Origin of the sequence: Buchnera aphidicola (Hyadaphis tataricae), assembly GCF_005081445.1 — a bacterium.
GTDB lineage: Bacteria > Pseudomonadota > Gammaproteobacteria > Enterobacterales > Enterobacteriaceae > Buchnera > Buchnera aphidicola_AE.
This window is the reverse complement of record NZ_CP034873.1, coordinates 504179-526402: the sequence shown is the minus strand read 5'-3', so window position 1 is coordinate 526402 and position 22224 is coordinate 504179. Positions and strand designations below refer to the sequence as shown.

Here is a 22224-nt window from a genome sequence, read left to right as displayed (position 1 = left end):
CTCCTAATTTTTATTTGATTGACATTTATACATTTTATAATACACACTTTTATTTCTTAACAGTGCTTCATGCCTGCCAATTTCAACAATTTTTCCATTCTTTAAAACTACAATAGCATCAGATTCAAGAATTGTTGAAAGCCTATGTGCAATTACAACTAATGTTGACTTGTTTCTAATAGATAATAATGCTTGTTGAATTAATTTTTCTGTTTCAGAATCAATATTGGCTGTTGCTTCATCTAATATAAGTATTTTAGGAGGAATTATTAAAATTCTTGCCATAGATAACAATTGTTTTTGACCTGAAGATAAATTATTACCCTCTTCTCCTAAAATAGAATAAATTCCTTTTGGCATAGATTCTACCAAAGATGATAGATGCACAGTATCTAATATTTTCCAAACCTGTTCTTCAGAAGCTTCTCTTCCTAATGTAATATTGGCAAAAACAGTATCTGAAAGAATAATTGGATCTTGTTGTACCATTAAGATATGTTTTCTCAAAATGCAATGACTAATTGAATCAATAGGTTTATCATCTAAATATATTGTTCCATATTTTATAGGGTAATACCCCATTAATAGATTTGCTAAAGTGCTTTTTCCACTTCCTGTAGCACCTACAAAGGAGACAAAACTGTTTGAATTTATTGTCATATTAATGTTTTTGAGTGTATTTTTTGTACAATTTTTATATTTAAAGCTCACATTGTTAATTGTAATTTTTCCGCTGTTTAAAGTGCTTTTATCGTTGCCATATTTTTGTCTTGGTGAATCGATAAGAGAAAAAATTCTCTCTCCGGCAACAATAGATTTTTGTAGTAGAGATTGCTGTATAGTAATAGATATTAATGGTTCATTTAATCTTCCAAGGTAAGTGATAAATACATAAAGTAAACCTACTTCAAATGCTCCAATTTGAAAATAACTAAACAATAAAATAAAATTGCATAATACTAAAGCCGATACTAAACTCAGAAGAGGTCTCAATAAAATACCCTCTAGTTTTAATATTTTCATACGTGCAATATAATGTTGTTCACTGCTGTTTTTTATGCTATTTTCGAATCTTTTTTGTTGTCTAAATTGTTGAATAACATTCATTCCATTAATAGTTTCGTTAAATTTATTATTGATATCAGCTAAATAACTGCGTACACTTCTTAAGTGTGGTGTGCTATATTTTTGATATATAAACATAATAGTAACAATGATCGGTAATATGCATAGTGCAATAATTGCCATACGCCATTCTAAAGTAAACATAGTAAACAATATTATGAAAATTAATGTTACACTTTTAAATAATGTAGGCACAACAGTATCATATATTTCTTTGACTGCTTCTGTATCATTTGTGACTTTTGAAATCATTTGTCCAATGGGTTGAGAATCAAATTGACTGATTGGTTGTTTTAAGGCGGCGTCCATTACATCTTGACGTATTTTATTGATAACTTTTACAGCTATTTTATTAAAAAAAATACTTTGAAAATAATTCAAAAAAACAGAAATTATTTGCAATAAAATATATATTGTTATTATAAAAGCTATAATTTTTAAATGTAATTGATGTTTAGATAAAATATTATTAATAAAATAACTGATCAAAACAGGTCCTAAGACTTCTGCTATAGATCCGCTTAACAGCAAGAATAGAGCTATAATGAATTTCTTTTTAAAGGGTATTAGATATACTATTAAACGTTTAAAAATTGGCCAAAATGTTATTAAATGATCCATGTTATAAATTTTTCACCTGCTTTTCAATAATCTCTAGTTTTCCATTTCTATTTTTTGGTGTAAATACGTATTTTTATACCAATTATCTTCTTGAATTAATTCAATATGACTTCCCTTTTGTATAACTTTTCCATGTTGCATTACTATTATTTCATCGGATATAGATAATGTAGATAAACGATGTGCTGTTATTATTAGTGAATGTCCATTTTTTTTCCATCGAGAAATATTATATAAAATATTTTTTTCTGTTTGATTGTCTACTGCTGATAATGCATCATCTAATATCAATATTTCTAAATTTAATAACAGTGCACGTGCTATAGATATACGTTGTTTTTGACCTCCTGATAACATAACTCCGCGCTCTCCGACTTGTGTTTTATAGCCTTGAGGAAAATTTATAATGTCTTTATGTATATCAGCTAATTTAGCAGCTGCCTCGATCTCTTTTTGCGAAGTATTAGATTTACCTAAAGAAATATTATTAAAAACACTATCTGAAAATAAGAAAGAATTTTGATTGACAACTGCAATGCGTTGTCTCCAGTCATCAATTTTTAATTTGAACAACGGTATAGAATGATAAAATATTTCGCCTTTTTGAATATTAAAATGTCTTTGAATAACTTTTAGCAGTGTGCTTTTTCCAGATCCTGTAGGGCCACAAATACCTAATGTTTTTCCTGGATTTACAACAATATTGATATCTTTTAAAGATGGAATATTGGTTTTTGGATAATAAAATGAATGAATATTAATATTTATTGTTCCTGAAGTATAGGGGATATTTTGATTTCCATCTTTGATATATAATGCTTGATTTAAAATAGCATATATTCTATCCCAAGCTGCACTACCTCTTTCAACTATATTAAACATCCATGCTAATGCGAGCATTGGCCAAATCATTAATCCAAGATACATAATAAAACTAGTTAATTCTCCTATAGTAATTTTGTCATTCCATACTAAGTATCCACCGCCTATTACAGCAAGTAAGTTGGAAAAAGCTACTGATAGGTAAATAACAGGATCAAAACACGCATCTATTTTAGCAACGTCCATGTTTTTTTTTCCTGCTTCATGAACAATTTTGTTAAATTTTTTTGCTTGATTTTTTTCTAAACCAAAAGCTCTAATCATTCTGATACTAGTTAAAGTTTCTTGTGTTTGATTGTTTAATAAAGAGAACGATCTTTGAGCATGATGAAAAGTATCATGTAGTTTATTGCCATATTTTTTAATTAAAATAGCCATAATAGGCATAGGTATTAAAGATATTAATGTTAATATGAAATTAATTTGAGTACTCATGATAATTAACACAGAACAACCCATAAATAATGAATCTACAAGAGTTAATACTCCTTCTCCTGCAGCAAAAACAACTCGATCAACATCATTTGTTGCTCTAGCCATTAGATCTCCAGTTCTGTTTTTTAGAAAAAACTTTTGACTTTGTTGACTAAGATGAGAATAAAATTTTACTCTTAATTCTGTAGCTAATTGATAAGAAGCTCCGAATAATAATATTCTCCACAAATATCTTAATACGTATACAATTATGGAGATTAATACAATTATAGAAATCCAAGGTAAAATTTGAAATCCATGTATTTTTTTTTTAATTATTAAGTCTATTGAAATTCCAACGATTTTAGGTGGCAATAGTTGTAATACAGAAATTAATATCAGTAATAAAATTGCACCTAAATATCTTTTTTTTTCTCTTATAAAAAACCATTGTAATTGCTTAAACAATTTCACAAAAAAATCCTAAAAGTTAAATATCTATTAAAATTCTACAATGTGCACTATTAAAGTTACTAAAAATTTTTAATAAATAACTATTTTATGTAATAATATGCGCAATGTTTTTTTTATATAAAAAATATCAAAATTAATCTTTTAATAAAGTTTTTTATTAAATTACATCTAATATTATACCCTATTCTATTTTTATAAATATATTATATCCTACAATTATGAATGATAAAATAAACGAAAAAGTATTAATTGTCTTCAGCGGAGGACAAGATTCAACAACTTGCTTGGCCTATTACATCTACCAATGTAAACATATTTCTTGTATAACATTTAATTATAATCAATTGCATCAATCTGAAATTCAAGCTTCTAGGATAATTTTAGAAAAATTAGGTATAAAAAATCATTTGATTTTAGACATGAAATATTTACAAAACTTATCTATTAGTAGTTTGACAAATCAAAGTGTTGCGCTTGATAAAAATCATCCAATTGATAATTTATTACCTAGCACTTTTGTTCCTGGACGTAACATTTTGTTTTTAACTTTGTCTTCAATATATGCTTATAGTCATGATATTAATTCAATTGTTTTAGGTGTGAATGAAATTGATTTTTCTGGATATCCTGATTGCAGATATGAATTTATTAAAAATATGAATCATGTCATTAAAATAGGCATGTGTTGTCATATCGATTTTGAAATCCCTATCATGCATCTTAATAAATCAGAAATATGGGCTCTTTCAGACTATTGTAATGTTCTCGATATAATTTTAAATGATACAGTTACTTGTTATCAGGGTATTAAAGGATCAGGCTGTAGTAAATGTCAAGCGTGTATCATTCGAAAAAAAGGTTTTGATAAATGGAACTCAAATCGTTTTTATTATATGCACAAAATGAAACAAAAAATGAAATTGTTATAGATAATTCACATTAAATAAAATATTCTAATTGTGCATTTTCTATTTAAATAGAATTTATTTATATTTTAAAATATTACTTTATATTAAATTACATGTTTTTTATTGTCTCATATGTGATTTTTGATGTTTCATGAAGGTTTTTTAGAAGAGCACTAATTATCATTTCAGTATTATTTTTTTCTAAATATTCAATAATCATTTTTTTTTCTTTTTCATAAAAATCTTCATAATAAACTTTTTCAAGTGCTATAATAATTATATTTTTGTTTTGATCTTGATATAAAGCATATTCATGTTTTCTATTTGTTGGATGTGGCAAAGAAAAGACTATAGATGTGATAGGATTATTATCGTAACGAGACAGATTTTGTACATGTTGAAATTTGAGATTAAATCTTTTAAATAAACTTTCATCGCCTTGTTGTAAATTGAATAATATTTTTTTTGACATTTCTTTTGCTGCTTTTATTGCTTTTATAAATTTGATTTTTTTTATAATGTCATTTTTAACATCTTCAAATTTTTGCATTTTTTTATTTTTAAAATCTTGAATTTTTATTAAAAAAGATTGATTTTTATTTAAAATAATTAAATGTGAATATTGTTGTGATTTTTTAAAATATTTATTTTTTACAGATTTATTAAAAATCATTGTTTTTACAATAGGTATATTTAATTCATCAGGAATAGAATTCAAATCGAACCAATCTGTTTCTTGAAAAACAAGATTATTTTTTTTAAGAATTAAATCTAACTGATGTGGATGTTTTTTTATTGTGCTAGATATTGTATTTTGTAATTGATGATATAAAAATAAAGATTTTTGATGTTTTATTTCTTTTTCAATAGTGTTATATACTTCTTTAAGTTTTTTTTTATGACTTTTTAGAATTTTATTTAGTTTAATAATTAAAAAGCTATTTTTAAATGGAATAAGAGTAGATATTTGGTTTTCTTTGGTTAATTTAGCTTGTTTAATTTCATCTGGTATTGCATCTAAAAACATCCAACCAAGATTTCCATTATTTTTAGATGAAATAGGGTCTATCGATTTTTCTTTAGCGAGATTTGAAAAGTTAGCCTTGTTTTTATTTAATGCAGATATTATTGATAAAGCATCTTCTTTTTTTTGTACTTGAATCAGGCTGTATTGTCTTTGTTCTTTGGTAGAATATTTTTTAGTGTTTTTCAAATACCATTTGGTAATTTCATTTTTATTACATGTAGATTGAAAATTATTTAATTGAATTTTTATAAAATTTAATTTAAATTTTTCTGGAAGATAAAAATATTTTTTATTTTTTTTAAAATAATTCTCTTTTTCTAAATCAGTTACATTTTGTGTTTTTTCAAAATTATGGACGTCTAATTTTGCTTCTTTAATCATTCTTTTTTGAGACAGCAATTTTATTATTTGTATCTTTTCTTTCTCTAAAAGAATATTGTTGTCAGCAATAGCATCGATAATATATTCAGTGTTCATCTTTTTTTTAATTAAATTGACGTATTCTTGATGCGTTAAATTAACTGATGATAGATATTGAAAATATTTTTCTTTGTCAAATTTTTGATTATTTTGAAATAAATTAGAATTTAATATAATATTTTTTATTTTATTATCATTAATGTCTAATCCAATTTTTTTTGTGTATTGTTCTAAAAGAACATTATTAATTAATTGAAATAATACATATTTGTAAGTATCGTTTTTAAATTTTTTACTTTTTTGAAATGTTTTAAACTTGTTTCCTAAGATTTTTTTTTGTCTTTTTTGTTCGATAGCATACATATTTTGAAAGAGTGTTAAACTAATTTTTTCACCATTTACTGTGGCTATATATTGTTCAACATTTTGATGCATGTAACCACTCATAGTACTAAACAAAAAGCATAAAATTAAAATCGTTAAAATACATTTCACTATAATATGATTTGATCTCAATTTTAAATTTTTAGTCATAATATAATGATCCTAAATTTTAAATATCATGTAAATTTTTTTTAACATGTTCTCAAGGCTGACATTGTTGTCAGCCGAATTATACTGTATTTATTTATTCATAAAGATGATTAAATATAAGGTTTTTTTTCGAGAGATAAGTTCAAGACTTCTTGGATATTTTTTACTGGATGTATTGATAACCTTGAAATAATATTTTTTGGTATGTCTTCTATATGACGTTTATTTTCATAAGGTATTAACACTGTTTTAATACCTCCTCGATGTGCAGCCAGTAATTTTTCTTTTAATCCACCAATAGCTAGTATTTGCCCGCGTAATGTAATCTCTCCGGTCATAGCAACATCTGATTTAACAGGATTTTTTGTTAATGATGATACTATGGCTGTACACATGGCTATACCAGCACTTGGTCCATCTTTTGGAGTTGCTCCTTCAGGTACATGAACATGAATATCATGTTTTTCATAGAAACTTTTTTCGATTCCTAATTGATTTGCTTGAGAACGCACAACCGTTAAGGCAGCTTGAATGGATTCTTGCATTACTTCACCTAAAGAACCTGTATAATTTAATTTTCCTTTTCCTGCAACGCATGCTGTTTCAATATTTAACAATTCTCCACCAACTTCTGTCCAAGCCAGTCCAATCACTTGTCCAATTTCATTTTTCTGATTAGTTCGTCCATAATCATAACGTTTTATTCCTAAATATTTTTTGATATTTTTTTTGCTTATCTCGACATGTTTTAATGATTTATTTAATAATAAATCTTTTACTACTTTTCGGCAGATTTTAGCAATCTCACGCTCTAAACTACGTACACCTGCTTCTCGGGTATAATATTGAATAATATTTATTATAGCATTATCAGTAATTGTTAATTCTTTTGGTTTTAAAGCATTTCTTTCGATTTGCTTAGGATATAAATATCGTTTTGCTATATTGAGCTTTTCATTTTCAGTATAACCAGAAAGATGAATAATTTCCATGCGATCCAGCAATGGAGCAGGTATGTTCATAGAATTAGCTGTAGCAATAAACATGACATCGGAAAGATCATAATCTACTTCTAAATAATGATCATTAAATGCTACGTTTTGTTCTGGATCTAATACTTCTAGCAAAGCAGATGCTGGATCAACTCTAATATCGCAAGACATTTTATCAATTTCGTCTAATAATAATAAAGGATTTTTTACCTTTGCCTTTATCATTTTTTGAATCAGTTTTCCGGGCATAGAACCGATATATGTTCTTCTATGACCTCTAATTTCAGCTTCATCTCTAATTCCACCTAAAGCCATTCTAATATATTTTCTACCTATGCACCTGGCAATAGATTTTCCTAATGAAGTTTTTCCTACACCTGGTGGTCCAATTAAACATAAAATAGGACCTTTTACTTTATTTTTTCTATTTTGTACAGCTAAATACTCTAAAATTCTTTCTTTGATCTTTTCTAGACCGAAGTGGTCTATATCAAGAGCGTTTTTAGCTTCTTCAATATTTTTTTTTATTTTTGTTGTCGCATGCCAAGGTACTTGTATCATCCAATCAAGATAACTTCTTACCACTGTCGCTTCTGCTGACATAGGTGACATCATTTTTAATTTTTGAAGCTCTAACTCTGCCTTTTTTTTGGCTTCTTTTGGCATTTTGGATTCTTTGATTTTGCGTTGTAAAACTTTATTTTCATCTATTATTTCATCCGTATCGCCAAGTTCTTTTTGTATTGCTTTAATTTGTTCATTTAAATAGTATTCTCTTTGACTTTTTTCCATTTGTTTTTTAACGCGATTTCTGATTTTTTTTTCTAATTGTAGCAAATCGATTTCTGATTCCATGACCCCCATTAAAAATTCTAATCTTTCACTTACTTTAGATATTTCTAAAACAGATTGTTTATCATGTAACTTTAAAGGAATATGAGCAGCAATAGTGTCTGCTAATTTTTCTGAACTTGTAATATTATTTAAGGTATTTAATATCTCTGATGGGATTTTTTTATTTAGTTTTATATAAGATTCAAATTGATGAATTGTGGTTCGAACTAATACTTCTTCTTCTTTATTCAACACACTAGTTGAAATAATTAATTCTACTTCTGCAATAAAATGCTGTCCATCATTAATCAAATTGATGATGGAAGCACGTTGCAATCCTTCCACTAATACTTTTACTGTGCCATCTGGTAGTTTTAACATTTGTAAAATGGAACTAATAGTTCCTACTTTAAATAAATCATGTGTATTGGGTTCGTCTTTAGATGCTTCTTTTTGTGCTATTAACATGATTTTTTTATCATTATTCATAGATGTTTCAATACACTTAATTGACTGTTTTCTACCTACAAATAATGGAATCACCATATGAGGATATATAACTACATCTCTTAATGGTAAAACTGGAATTTTTATGCGTTCAGAACGCTCAGAATTCATAGAACTCTCTCTTGTTTTGAATTTCGGCTGGTTTTGTTTAAAAACTGACTGCAATTTAAAAAAAATATTTAGATTATGCTGGTAATTATCTTAATTATATCGGAATTATCGCTGGATATTCAATATTAAGCGTGTGATAAAATAAATAGGAATTGTTTGTTTAGATCATCAGTTTTATTATATTTAAATATCTGATGTTGTTTTTGATTTGCTTTTTCCATATATTATTTTTGGTAATGAAGTCATATGTACTACTGATTCATTAATCAATACTTTTTCTATGTTAACCATAGATGGTAATTTATACATTGTATCTAATAAAATATTTTCAATAACGGATCTTAATCCTCTTGCACCTGTTTTTTTCTTCATTGATTTTTTAGCAATAGCTATAATAGATTTTTCATCAAATTCTAATTTTACTTTTTCTAATTCAAATAAAGCAGTATATTGCTTGATTAAAGCATTTTTCGGTTCACAAAGTATTTTGATTAATGCTTTTTCGTTTAATTCGTTTAACATAGTTATTATTGGCAAACGACCAATAAATTCAGGAATTAATCCAAATTTTATCAAATCTTTAGGTTGCACTTTTTGTAGTAATCTATCTTCTGAAATCGTTTCTTGAACATTTTTAATAATAGCATTAAATCCAATTTCAGTTCTTTTATTTAATCTTTTAGAAATAATTTTTGATAATCCTAAAAATGCACCAGAACATATAAATAAAATATTAGCAGTGTTGACTTGTAAAAATTCTTGTTGTGGATGTTTTCGACCTCCTTGAGGAGGAATAGATGCTAATGTTCCTTCAATGATTTTTAATAATGCTTGCTGCACACCTTCTCCAGAAACATCTCTAGTAATAGAAGGATTATCTGATTTTCTTGCTATTTTATCTACTTCATCTATATATATAATTCCTAGTTCTGCTTTTTTAACATCATATTGACATTTTTGTAAAAGTTTTTGTATAACATTTTCAACATCTTCTCCGACGTACCCAGCTTCTGTTAAACTTGTTGCATCAGCAATGGTAAATGGAACATCTAAAAATTTAGCAAGCGTTTCTGCTAATAAAGTTTTTCCACTTCCTGTTGGACCTATTAATAGAACATTACTTTTGCTTAATTCTACAGCATTTACATTTTCATTAATGTTACGCAAACGTTTATAATGATTATATACAGCAACCGATAGTACTTTTTTTGTATGATCTTGTCCAATAACATAAGTGTCAAGATGTTTTTTTATTTCATCAGGTTTAGGTAAATAATCTAATTTTGGTTGATTTTCTGTGATTTTTTTTTGATTTGTTTCTTCAATGATAATATTGTTACATAGTTTTACGCATTCATCACATATATATACAGTTGGTCCAGCGATAAGCTTTCTTACTTCTTTTTGATTTTTTCCACAAAAAGAGCAACAAAAGAATTTTGTAGAATTGTCTTTACTCTGATTAGTCATATTTTAACCTCTTTGCAATTTTTTATTTTTTTGAGTAAATAGATTCTATGATCTTTGAATATTAAATATTTTTGCATTTTATTGGCGTTGAGTTAAAATAATATCAATCAATCCATATTGTACAGATTCATATGCTGATAAAAAACAATCACGTTCTGTATCTTTGTTGATTTTATTAATCGACTGACCAGTATGTAGTGCCATTAGATTGTTTAAATGTTTTTTAATTTGCATAATTTCACGAGCATGAATAGCAATATCTGAAGCTTGTCCTTGAAACCCTCCTAATGGTTGATGAATCATCATTTTCGCATTAGGTAGAGCAAATCTTTTTCCTTTAGTTCCAGATGTTAACAATAACGCAGCCATTGAACATGCTTGACCAATGCAAATTGTATTAATATCTGGCTTAACAAATTGCATCGTATCGTATATAGACATACCAGATGTAATAACGCCACCTGGTGAATTAATATATAAAAATATATCTTTTTCTGAATTTTCTGCTTCTAAAAATAATATTTGCGCTACAATATTATTTGCTGCGATGTCTTCTATTGTTCCTGTAACAAAAATTATTCTTTCTTTTAGTAATCTTGAATATATATCGTACGAACGTTCTCCTCTAGAGTGCTGTTCAATAACCATAGGAACAAAAGTAGAATAAGAATTATCTTGTTGTTTTGAATTATGAGTATATAACATATTTTTTCCTGAAAATATTCATTTTTTAAACGCAATGAATATTATAATTTATATTCATTTAATGAGAAATATAACAATATTATGCATATCATTCTACTCGTTTCATCGATGGTGTACAAACTGATTTAATGTATACGTTTCTTTGATGATTGTCATTGCTTGTTTTAATAACAACATAGCTTGATTTTCTATATCTATTCTGTGCACTACATTTTTAAAATTATCATTTTTATGATATAATTGTATGATTTCTAAAGGTTTTTTGTATTTTAAAGATATATTTTTAATTAATTTTTTTATATTTTCTGGTTTTGGAAGCAACTTATTTTCAGATATAATTTTATCTATAATAATTTTTAAATATAATTGTTTTTGAGCTTGTAAATTTAAATCAATATGATATTGACTTTCTAAAAAATTTTTATTTTTGTCTTCTCGATAATATTTTTTATATTGTTCAAATAATTTTTTTTTCTCTTCTTCTAATAATATTTTTGGTAGTGTGATAAGATTTTTTTCTATTACATTATTTATGATTTGATTTTCTAGATTTTCTTCCGTTATTTTTTTAATTTCATTTTTTAGATATTGACGGATCATTTGATATTTTGATTGGGTTATTTTGGTGTTTTCATGATGGATATTATTTTCTTCTATTTCTTGTAGTCGTTCAATTTTTTTAATTTTTACTTTGAAGGTAATATTTTTATTTCGTAGTGTTTTTTCTGGATAAAAGGAATGAAATTTAATTGTAAAGAAAAATATGTCATTTTTAAGATGATTGATAATTTTATTGTCTAATTCATAGATAAATGTATTTTTAGATACTATAAATTGAACTGTTTTAGTATGAAATTCTTCTATTTTTTTATTGTTTTCATATAGGTTATAATCAATTGTTACACGATCGTTTTTTTTAATTTTTTTGTTGATATTTGTCCAATTTTTTTGTTTTTGACTTTTTTGTATGTATTTTTCTATATCTTCATCTGTAATATTTACAATTATTTTTTTTATTGGATGATGTGTTATATCGTTGATTGAAAATTTTGGATATTTTTCATATATTACAAAATATTCAAAAAATTCTTTTTTTTTATCTTGATCACGTATTATATGATATTTTGGATTACCAATAATTTGAATATTATTTTTATGTATAAATTCATAAAAAAATTTTTGTGTTAGTTTTTGAAACACATCGTCATGAATGTTATGACCATATTTTTTTTGAATAATTTGAATAGGTATTTTTCCTTTTCTAAATCCATTAATGTTTGCTGTTTTTCCGATTTTTAAAATCTCTGAAACAAGAGCATTATTAACAATTTTTTTGGGGATATGAATTGTAACACGATGACTTGTGTCATTATTTTTTTCCATAAAAAATTTCATCTTATGACCTCAAACGATTTTTTTATCAGTTTATTATAAATGTTTTATGTTTGAAACAATTGTTATAAATATTTTTTTATAAACTACTAAAAAATATTTATTTTTTTATTTTTTTAATAACGTATAATAATTTTAATCACTGATAAAAAATCATTTTTTTAAACATTTAGAAGAACAAATTTTTTTGTTTTGTTTTGTCTCCCATTCAAGAGGAGAATACGTATTTAATGTGATTGAGTATATTCTTTCTTGTTTTATTTCTGATAAAAGATCAAAAATTATACGATGTCTAGTAATCATTGAGCGTTGATTAAAATTACTACTAACGATAATGATTCTTAAATGTGTAAGAGTGTTTTTTTTGTGATTATGCAGTAAGCTATCATCAAAAATTTTAATGAATGTAATCTTTAATCTAGATATTAAATATTGTTTTATTGTGTTTAAAGACATTGATTAATATTGTATTCCTATGCGTGTTTGAATTAAATAAAAACATTTTTCATTTTTTAAATTTTATCAATTTTTAAAAAATAATTCAATTATTTCGAATATTATTACTTTCTGATATAAATTACTATTTTTTTGCATGTTTCTAAAAACATTTTTGACAAAAAATTCTTTTTTAGAATTTTTTAAAATATTTAAGCTGGTTAATATTATATTGTTTTGAGGTTGTTGTATGACATATTTTAATCACAATCACTTTTTCAAAAAAGTGCTATTAATAATAATATTATTTTCCTTGCATGGATGTGAAGGTAGTTTATTAAATGCTCATGGATGGATTGCTTTACAAGAACATTCCTTAATAATAATATCTTTTTTAGTAATGTTATTGATTGTGATTCCTGTTATTTTTATGAGTATATATTTTGCTTTCAAATATCGATCAACAAATTTAAATCAAGTATACGAACCTCATTGGTCTCATTCAAAGAAAATAGAAACAATAGTATGGGGTGTTCCTGTACTTATGATTTCTTTTTTAGGGTTTTTATCTTGGAATTATACACATATATTAGAACCAAAAAAATCTATTTTATCTTGTAATAATCCTATTAGAATAAATGTAGTGTCATTAGATTGGAAGTGGTTATTTATTTATCCAGATTATCATATCGCAACAATTAATGAAATCATGTTTCCTGTTAACAGACCTATAGTTTTTAATATTACTTCTCAATCTGTTATGAATTCTTTTTTCATTCCATCTCTCGGAAGTCAAATATATGCTATGCCAGGAATGGTAACAAGATTAAATTTAATTTCTAATGAACCAGGTTTATATAAGGGAATATCATCTAATTATAGTGGAAAAGGATTTTCTAATATGAAATTTTCTGTTATTTCTGTTGCAAACGATCATATATTTAAAAAGTGGATAAAAAAAATACAACGTTCATCCAACACATTAAATACTATTAAAACATTTTATTTGATAGCAACACCAAATGAGAATTATTCAAAAAAGTATTTTTCTCATGTTAATAAGAATTTGTTCAATCATATTTTGCATCAATATTCTAAAATACAACATTAGTAATGTTAAATTAAAATCGATGAAATTTTGATAAAATAGTTTGAAAAATAATATTCATTTGGAGATTTATGAACGATGTTTGGAAAATTGACGTTTAATGATATACCTTATCATGAACCTATTATTATGGTTACATATATTGGTATTATTTTAACTGGATTATGCATTACTTCTGTGATTACATATCAAAAAAAATGGACATATTTATGGTCTGAATGGTTTACAACTGTAGATCATAAAAAAATATCTATTATGTATGGAATTTTAGCTTTTGTGATGTTGTTTCGCGGCTTTGTGGATGCGATGTTAATGCGTACTCAACAGGTTATTGCATCATCCGGTCATACCGGTTTTCTCCCTCCTCATCATTATGATCAGATCTTTACAGCTCATGGCGTGATAATGATTTTTTTTGTAGCTATGCCCTTAGTGATTGGTTTGATGAATTTAGTTGTTCCTTTGCAAATTGGAGCGAGAGATGTAGCATTTCCATTTCTTAATAATTTAAGTTTTTGGCTTAATGCAAGCAGCGCTATATTAATTACTTTGTCTTTAGGGATTGGTGAATTTGCTCAAACAGGTTGGTTGGCTTACCCTCCTTTATCAGGGATAGAATATAGCTCGGGAGTAGGAGTAGACTATTGGATTTGGAGTTTGCAGATTGCTGGAGTCGGAACAACATTAACTGGTATTAATTTTTTAGTAACTATTTTAAAAATGAGAGCTCCTGGTATGTCGTTTTTTAAAATGCCAGTATTTACTTGGACTTCCTTGTGTACTAATATTTTAATTGTTATTTCATTTCCAGTTTTAACTATTACTCTTATTTTACTAACTTTAGATCGTTATTTTGATTTTCATTTTTTTACTAACGATTTAGGTGGTAATGCCATGATATACGTTAATTTAATATGGATTTGGGGACATCCAGAAGTTTATATTTTAGTTCTTCCTGTATTTGGTGTTTTTTCTGAAGTAGTATCTACTTTTTCTCAAAAACGTTTGTTTGGATATGTTTCTTTAGTATGGGCGACACTATCTATCACGATTTTATCTTTTATAGTTTGGCTTCACCATTTTTTTACTATGGGTGCAGGAGCTAATGTTAATGCTTTTTTTGGTATTACTACCATGGTTATTGCGATTCCTACCGGAGTAAAAATTTTTAATTGGTTATTCACTATGTACAAGGGTCGTATTCATATGCATTCTTCTATGTTATGGACCTTAGGTTTTTTAATAACTTTTTCTATAGGTGGTATGACTGGTGTTCTTTTATCAGTTCCTCCAGCAGATTTTATTTTGCATAATAGTTTATTTTTAGTTGCTCATTTTCATAATGTTATTATTGGAGGAGTTGTTTTTGGATGTTTTGCAGGAATCAACTATTGGTTTCCAAAAATTTTTGGATTTACTTTAAACGAAATTTGGGGAAAACGTGCTTTTTGGTTTTGGATAATAGGGTTTTTTATGGCTTTTATGCCTTTATATTTTTTAGGCTTAATGGGAATGACTCGTCGATTAAGTCAGAATATTGATTCTGAATTTCATATTTTATTATGTGTAGCTGCTTTTGGAGCAATTTTGATTGCAATAGGAATCATCTGTCAAATTTTGCAATTTTTAGTGTCCATAAAACAGCGTCATCATAATATTGATATGACGGGTGATCCTTGGAATGGAAGAACTTTAGAATGGTTTACAAGCTCACCTGCACCCATATATAATTTTGCTATCATTCCTCAAGTAAATTCTCGAGATGAATTTTGGGAAATTAAACAAAAACGCAACAACATGAAAACAAAAAAAATTTTTCATGATCTTCATTATAATGAAATTCATATGCCAAAAAACACAGGATTGGGTTTTTTTATCAGCGTATTGTCATTGCTATTTGGTTTTTCAGCAGTTTGGCATATAACTTGGTTATGTTTCGTATCTTTTTTTATAATTATAATGAGTTTGTTTATTAATAGTCTTAATGAGGAACATGAATATATCATTCCTATAGAAGAGATTAAACGTATTGAAAATGAGAATTTTAAAAAAATTAAAAAATTAGATTCAAAATAATATAAAATAAAATTGATAAAAGGACCAAAAATGATCCATTCCAGTAGTATGCACGCCAAAAAAACAGAAAACAACAAATTGTTTGGTTTGTGGATTTATCTCATGAGTGATTGTATTATGTTTGCAGTTTTGTTTGCTGTGTATACAATTATTTTTACAAGTCAATCAAATCATGTGTTTATAAAAGAAGCATTTAATTTATCTTCTGTTTTTTTAGAAACATGTTTATTACTATTAAGTTCTTTTTCTTGTAGTTTGATAAAAATTGCTATGAATAAAAAGAATATTAAAATGATTTATATATTTTTAGCAATTACTTTTTTGCTTGGTTTTTTCTTTTTGTTTATAGAAATCAATGAATTTCATGAGCTTATTTTGCATAATTATGGTCCTTATAGAAATTCTTTTTTCTCTATTTATTTTGCTCTTGTTGGCACTCATGGTGTTCATATTTTTTTTGGTTTAATATTCATAATATCAATATTTTTTCAGATAATAAAATTAGGTATAACTAATTTTATTATGACTCGTATTTTAGCTCTTACAATTTTTTGGCATTTTTTAGATATTATATGGATTTGTGTTGTCGTCCTTGTCTATTTAAATGGAGCCGTTCAATGTACAGTTTAATTAAATTACACATGAATAAAGAAATAAAATCCTATTTATTTGGTTTTTTGTTTTCTATAATATTGACGTGCTTATCATTTTTAGTAGTTATAGAAAAAATTTTTTCACATGAAATGAATTATTTTATTGTGTTATTTTTAGCTGTCATTCAAATTATCATTCATTTTTTATATTTTCTACATTTGAATTTTTCTGCGGAAGGAAAATGGAAAGTAGTAACGTTATTATTTATTATGATTATAATTTTTATCGTGTTTTTTGGTTCTATTTGGATTATGTCTAATTTAAATCATCATTTATAATCATAAAATTAAAAAAAGAATATATCGTATATGTTTAAATATTTAGAAATGATTAAACCTAAAATTATTTTTGGTAATATTATTTTAATCATAGGAAGTTTTTTATTTGCATCAAGTCATCATCATTTTAAAATTTTATTGTTATTTTATACTGTGTTAGGTTCTTTTTTAGTTATTGCGTCTGCTTGTATTTTGAATAATTTAATCGATTCTGATGTAGATCAAAAAATGGAACGAACACGTAATAGAATTGTATTTAAAACAGCTCTTTCAATTGTTTTAGTATTATTTTTTTCTTTTTTCTTAGGAATATCTGGTTTATTAATATTAGGTATTTTAGTGAATATTTTAACAATGAGTGTTTCTGTTTTCGGTTTTTTTGTTTACATTGTTTTGTATACTATTGTATATAAAAGAAAAACAATTCATTCAACTTTAATTGGAAGTTTTTCAGGTTCTACACCTTCTATGATCGGATATACTGCAGTTACCAATAGCATTGATATATGTTCTTGTTTATTATTTGTTATTTTTATGTTTTGGCAAATGTCTCATTTTTATGCTATTTCTATTTTTAGAATGCAAGATTATAAAATGGCAAATATTCCTGTTTTTCCTGTAGTTAAAGGTGTTTTTGTAACAAAAAAACATATTTTATACTATACAACTAATTTTATTATTTTTAGTTCCTTCTTAACATTTTTAAACTATGTTAGTTATACGTTTTTATTTTTTACTTCTATTGTTAATTTTTATTGGTTTTTTTTATCGTGTTTGAATCTTAATAATAACAATCATGAAAAAAATGCAATGAAATTATTTTATTGTTCTATTTTAGTTGTGATGATATTTAATTTTTTAATATCAATAGATTTTTTGTTTTAAACACTATATGTGTTATAAACATTTTACAGGTTTTGGTATACCTGCAATTTTACTTGCCTGTCTTGCAGGTCCTTTAGGGAAAAGTGTAAATAAGTATATGCTATTACTTTTAGATATTCCTATTTTTTCTTTGATACTTTTGAGTAACATCCTCATAGATGGTGTCATATTAAATTGAAAATAAAATTTTCTTACGAACATGATTACTAACCAGTGGTCAGAGCTTAATTTGATATTTTCTTTTTGTGCAATTTCTTTAGCTAAATTTATATTCCAATCTTTGCTGTTTTTTAAATAACCTTCTTGGTCTTTTTCGACATTTTCATATGTATATATTTTTTTTTTTTCATTATTTTTTGATGATAAACTTTTACGAAAATAAGTATGGAAAATTATAAAATGAACTGTTTAGAATTACAAGTTACATTAAGTTTTTGCATGATATTTCTTTTGCGGATGTTGGGTATGTTTATGGTGGTGCCATTTTTAAGTCAATATGGTATGTTTTTAGATGGTTCAAATAAGTTTTTAGTTGGTGTATCAATGGGAATATATGGAATTGCACAAGTCATTTTTCAAATTCCATTTGGCATTTTATCTGATAAGTTTGGAAAAAAAAAATTATTATTTTAGGTTTAGTAATGTTTTTTTTAGGTAATGTAATTTCGGCATATGTGCATTCGATTTGGGGTTTGGTAATTGGTAGATTTTTGCAAGGTTCAGGAGCTATTTCTGGTGTTTGTATGGCTTTTTTGTCTGATTTGATTAGCAAAAAAAATTATGCTAAGTCAATTGCTGCTATAGGAGTAAGTTTTGCATTATCTTTCTTACTTGCTATGATTATTGGACCTATAATTGTACAGTTTTTTGGTTTTTTTTCCATTTTTTCAATATCTTCATATTTTTCTGTTATATGTGTGATTATTATTTTTTTTGTATGTCCTAATATCAAACACATATCATCAACAAAAAAAACAAAATATTTATTTCGACAAATTTTAATTGTTGTGTTTAATCAATCATTGTTTAAATCTTATTTAGGTATATTTTTTTTACATTTTTTATTAATGATTCATTTTATGATTTTACCAAATTATTTTGAATTATCTGGTGTTATATTAAATGATCAATGGAAAATATATTCAACTACTATAATAATATCTTTTTTTATTTTGTTCTTGTTTTTGTTTTTTTGTAAAATAAACTTATTATTGAATAATATTATTGAAATATGTATTATTTTTCTTCTTTTTTCAGAAATAATTTTTTTAACATCTCATAATAACTTAATTTTTTTAATTATTGCTTTACAGATTTTTTTTGTATCTTTTAATTTTCTTGAAGTTTTTCTACCTGTTAATTTAAGAAATCAGAATTTAAATAATTATAAAAGCGTTATTATGAGCATTTATTCTACTAGTCAATTTTTAGGTATATCTTTTGGAGGTGTGATTAGTGGATGGTTATGCAGTTGTTTAACAACTCCAAAAATCTTTTTATTTGAGGTGTTGTCTGTTTTTTTTTGGTTATCACTTCATTTATTTTTAAAAATTATACCCTTGAGAAACAACCTTTAGGTGTTTAAAAATATGTGTTTTCTAAATCTTTATAACATATATAAATATCGTGTAAATAAAAAATTGTCTTCTATAATTAATGAGTTGCCTTTTCAAGATAATGATCTTTTAAAGGCTATGAAATATAGCATGTTTTCAGGTGGTAAAAGACTGCGTCCATGTTTAGTTTATGGTATTGGAAAAATGTTTAAAGTAAACATGACTACGTTAGACATAATCTCTTCAGCGATTGAATGTATTCATATATATTCTTTAATACATGATGATTTGCCTTGCATGGATAATGATGATTTCAGACGAGGCAGACAATCTTGCCATATAAAATACACTGAATATACTGCTTTGTTAGCCGGTAACGCTTTACATGCTCTTGCTTTCAACATTTTATCTAAAAATTGCATGCCTGGTGTATCTGATCAGAAACGAATTAATATGATTCATGAACTATCTAATTCTATAGGTTCTACTGGTATGTGTATTGGACAAATGTTAGATTTAGAAAAGATAACAAAATTTAATCTTAGTCAATTAAAAATAACGAATTTATATAAAACTGCATTTTTAATACGTTTATCTGTGCGTTTAGCATATTTTGCTGCGCATAATTTTTCTACTATAATTTTATCTTATTTAGATGTTTTTTCAATTTCTTTCGGTTTAGCTTTTCAAATGCAAGACGATATTTTAGATATGCACAAAGACGTTCTAAAACGGGAGTATCGTATAGAAAAACATAATAGCTTGAAAAATATCACTGTGCCTTTGAAAGTTAATTTGGATGTATTAAAAGATCAAGTAAATAAATTATGTGACAAATCATTTTTAGCATTAAATAATTTACAAAAAATAGGTTTTAATATTACATTTTTAAAAAGTTTAATACAATTTTCTATTAAAGATAATTGAATTAATTTGTCGAAGAGTATCTAATGAATTTAAATTTTAAAAAATATCCAATTTTACATTTTGCAGCACGTTCAGTAGAAAAATTACGATTGTTGCCTCTAGATCAATTACCTAGATTATGTGACGAATTACGTAAATATTTATTAAATATAGTTTCTATTTCTCAAGGGCATTTAGCTTCTGGATTAGGTGTTGTTGAAATTACAGTAGCACTGCATTATCTTTATCACACTCCATTTGATAATTTAATATGGGATACTGGACATCAATCATATCCGCATAAAATATTAACAGGAAGAATTCATAGGATGAATAGCATTAGAAAAAAAAATGGATTGCATGCATTTCCGTGTAGAGAAGAAAGTGAATATGACACATTTAACGTTGGTCATTCTTCTACTTCTATCAGTGCTGGATTAGGAATGTCGATTGCTGCTTTAAAAGAAGGAAAAAATAGAAAAACCATCTGCGTCATTGGAGATGGAGCGATGACTGCAGGTTTAGCATTTGAAGCTATGAATCATGTTGGTATCACACAGTCTAATCTGTTAGTCATTTTAAATGATAATAAAATGTCTATTTCAAAAAATGTAGGAGCTTTGCACTCTCATTTAGAGTATTTAAGGAATGTACTTAAAAATAGAACAAATAAAGATAAGATGGATTGTTTAAATGAAAAAAATATTAAAAATAATTTTTTTTCTTTTTGCTCAATATTTTCTTGTTTAGGATTTAAATATTTAGGTCCATTTGATGGACACGATATTTTTTCTCTCATTGATGTTTTAAAACAAATACAAAACAAAACAGGCGCATATTTATTGCATTTAGTTACTAAAAAAGGAAAAGGTTATCTTCCGGCAGAATTAGATCCCATTAAATGGCACGCTATGCCTTCATTTAAAGTTTCAATTAAAAAAATTGTGAGTTATTCAGAAGTTTTTGGTTCCTGGTTATGTGAAATCGCTAAATATGATAAAAAATTAATCGCGATTACTCCAGCAATGTCTGAAGGTTCTGGTTTAGTTAAATTTTCTCGTCTTTTTCCTAATCAATATTTTGATGTAGCCATTGCTGAACAGCATGCAGTAGCTTTTGCTGCTGGTCTATCAATTAGTGGTTACAATACAGTTGTATCAATTTATTCTACTTTTTTACAACGAGCATATGATCAATTAATACATGATATTGCATTACAAAAATTACCCGTGCTCTTTGCTGTTGATCGAAGTGGTATTGTTGGAAATGATGGACAAACTCATCAAGGTGCATTTGACTTAGCATATTTAAGATGCATTCCTGGTATAGTGATTATGACACCTAGTGATGAAAACGAATGTCGACAAATGCTTTATACAGGTTATATGTATAAAAAAGGACCTAGTGTAGTAAGATACCCTAAAGGCAATGGAATTGGAGTTCTATTGAAGGCTATGAAAACTATTCCATTAGGTAAGTCTATTATAAAAAGATTAGGAAAAAAAATTGCAATTTTAAATTTTGGTTCTTTGTTAAATAATGCTTTTTTTGCATCACATAATTTAAATACAACATTAGTTGATATGCGTTTTGTCAAACCTTTAGATAAAGAGATGATTTTAACTCTTTCTGCTCATCATAAGTGTTTGATCACCATCGAAGAGGGGGTCATTTCTGGTGGAGCCGGTAGTGCTGTTAATGAATTCGTTATGAAAAAAAAATTATTTTTGCCAGTTTTAAACATTGGTTTGCCTGATATATTTATACCACAGGGAACTCAAAAAGAAATTCGACATGATTATAAATTAGATAAAGAAGGAATTTATAATCAAATTTGCGATTGGATAAATTAACTATACAACACGCTATTTTTGATCGATATAAGTGATTTTAAAACTATTTTTTAAAAA

Annotated in this window: 17 protein-coding genes and 1 pseudogene; 9 read left to right on the top strand and 9 right to left on the bottom strand. The window is 26.0% G+C overall.

Annotation, left to right across the window (positions count from 1 at the left end):
• Window positions 1-3: 3 nt before the first annotated feature.
• Together D9V69_RS02400 and D9V69_RS02395 are read right to left on the bottom strand one after the other, a co-directional pair.
• A complete protein-coding gene (locus tag D9V69_RS02400; RefSeq protein WP_158356731.1) occupies window positions 4-1746 on the bottom strand; it encodes a SmdB family multidrug efflux ABC transporter permease/ATP-binding protein in 1743 nt (580 codons plus the stop codon).
• A 33-nt stretch (window positions 1747-1779) separates the two neighbouring features.
• Window positions 1780-3516, bottom strand: coding sequence for a SmdA family multidrug ABC transporter permease/ATP-binding protein (locus D9V69_RS02395; protein ID WP_158356730.1), 1737 nt, complete (start codon window positions 3514-3516; stop codon window positions 1780-1782).
• 218 nt (window positions 3517-3734) lie between these two features.
• Between D9V69_RS02395 and queC the strand changes: the two genes are divergently transcribed.
• Window positions 3735-4445, top strand: a complete 711-nt coding sequence (gene queC, locus D9V69_RS02390) for a 7-cyano-7-deazaguanine synthase QueC (RefSeq protein WP_158356729.1) — start codon at window positions 3735-3737, stop codon at window positions 4443-4445.
• 88 nt (window positions 4446-4533) lie between these two features.
• On the opposite strand, the gene D9V69_RS02385 is transcribed toward queC, so the two are convergent.
• From D9V69_RS02385 to D9V69_RS02360, 6 genes are all read right to left on the bottom strand, one after another.
• A complete protein-coding gene (locus D9V69_RS02385) occupies window positions 4534-6405 on the bottom strand; it encodes a SurA N-terminal domain-containing protein (protein WP_158356728.1) in 1872 nt (623 codons plus the stop codon).
• 110 nt (window positions 6406-6515) lie between these two features.
• A complete protein-coding gene (gene lon / locus D9V69_RS02380) occupies window positions 6516-8849 on the bottom strand; it encodes an endopeptidase La (protein WP_158356727.1) in 2334 nt (777 codons plus the stop codon).
• A gap of 183 nt (window positions 8850-9032) precedes the next feature.
• On the bottom strand, window positions 9033-10319 hold the full coding sequence (clpX, locus tag D9V69_RS02375; RefSeq protein ID WP_158356726.1) for an ATP-dependent Clp protease ATP-binding subunit ClpX: 1287 nt from the start codon (window positions 10317-10319) through the stop codon (window positions 9033-9035).
• A gap of 78 nt (window positions 10320-10397) precedes the next feature.
• Entirely contained in the window at window positions 10398-11024 is a 627-nt protein-coding gene (gene clpP / locus D9V69_RS02370) for an ATP-dependent Clp endopeptidase proteolytic subunit ClpP (protein WP_158356725.1), read from the bottom strand.
• 102 nt (window positions 11025-11126) lie between these two features.
• Window positions 11127-12419: a trigger factor gene (gene tig, locus D9V69_RS02365; protein WP_158356724.1), complete on the bottom strand. Its 1293-nt coding sequence runs from the start codon at window positions 12417-12419 to the stop codon at window positions 11127-11129.
• Between the two features lie 150 nt (window positions 12420-12569).
• Window positions 12570-12872: a BolA family protein gene (locus D9V69_RS02360; protein WP_158356723.1), complete on the bottom strand. Its 303-nt coding sequence runs from the start codon at window positions 12870-12872 to the stop codon at window positions 12570-12572.
• A gap of 229 nt (window positions 12873-13101) precedes the next feature.
• Between D9V69_RS02360 and cyoA the strand changes: the two genes are divergently transcribed.
• From cyoA to cyoE, 5 genes are all read left to right on the top strand, one after another.
• Window positions 13102-13962, top strand: coding sequence for a ubiquinol oxidase subunit II (cyoA, locus tag D9V69_RS02355; protein WP_158356722.1), 861 nt, complete (start codon window positions 13102-13104; stop codon window positions 13960-13962).
• A 75-nt stretch (window positions 13963-14037) separates the two neighbouring features.
• Window positions 14038-16035, top strand: a complete 1998-nt coding sequence (gene cyoB, locus D9V69_RS02350) for a cytochrome o ubiquinol oxidase subunit I (RefSeq protein WP_158356721.1) — start codon at window positions 14038-14040, stop codon at window positions 16033-16035.
• Window positions 16036-16065: 30 nt separating this feature from the next.
• Window positions 16066-16665 carry a cytochrome c oxidase subunit 3 gene (locus tag D9V69_RS02345; RefSeq protein WP_158356720.1) on the top strand — a complete coding sequence of 200 codons (600 nt, stop codon included), beginning with the start codon at window positions 16066-16068 and terminating at the stop codon, window positions 16663-16665.
• A complete protein-coding gene (gene cyoD, locus D9V69_RS02340) occupies window positions 16653-16967 on the top strand; it encodes a cytochrome o ubiquinol oxidase subunit IV (RefSeq protein ID WP_158356719.1) in 315 nt (104 codons plus the stop codon). Before D9V69_RS02345 ends, cyoD begins: the two co-directional genes overlap by 13 nt.
• A 30-nt stretch (window positions 16968-16997) precedes the next feature.
• Entirely contained in the window at window positions 16998-17852 is an 855-nt protein-coding gene (cyoE, locus tag D9V69_RS02335; RefSeq protein WP_158356718.1) for a heme o synthase, read from the top strand.
• Between the two features lie 12 nt (window positions 17853-17864).
• Here the strand turns inward: cyoE and D9V69_RS02330 are convergent, their stop codons facing one another.
• Window positions 17865-18188: a TusE/DsrC/DsvC family sulfur relay protein gene (locus tag D9V69_RS02330; RefSeq protein ID WP_158356717.1), complete on the bottom strand. Its 324-nt coding sequence runs from the start codon at window positions 18186-18188 to the stop codon at window positions 17865-17867.
• 48 nt (window positions 18189-18236) lie between these two features.
• Between D9V69_RS02330 and D9V69_RS02325 the strand changes: the two are divergent.
• From D9V69_RS02325 to dxs, 3 genes and pseudogenes are all read left to right on the top strand, one after another.
• Window positions 18237-19429 (top strand): annotated as a pseudogene (locus tag D9V69_RS02325) (MFS transporter).
• Window positions 19430-19441: 12 nt separating this feature from the next.
• On the top strand, window positions 19442-20335 hold the full coding sequence (locus D9V69_RS02320) for a polyprenyl synthetase family protein (protein ID WP_158356716.1): 894 nt from the start codon (window positions 19442-19444) through the stop codon (window positions 20333-20335).
• Window positions 20336-20358: 23 nt separating this feature from the next.
• A complete protein-coding gene (gene dxs / locus D9V69_RS02315; protein ID WP_158356715.1) occupies window positions 20359-22167 on the top strand; it encodes a 1-deoxy-D-xylulose-5-phosphate synthase in 1809 nt (602 codons plus the stop codon).
• The last annotated feature ends 57 nt before the right edge of the window (window positions 22168-22224 follow it).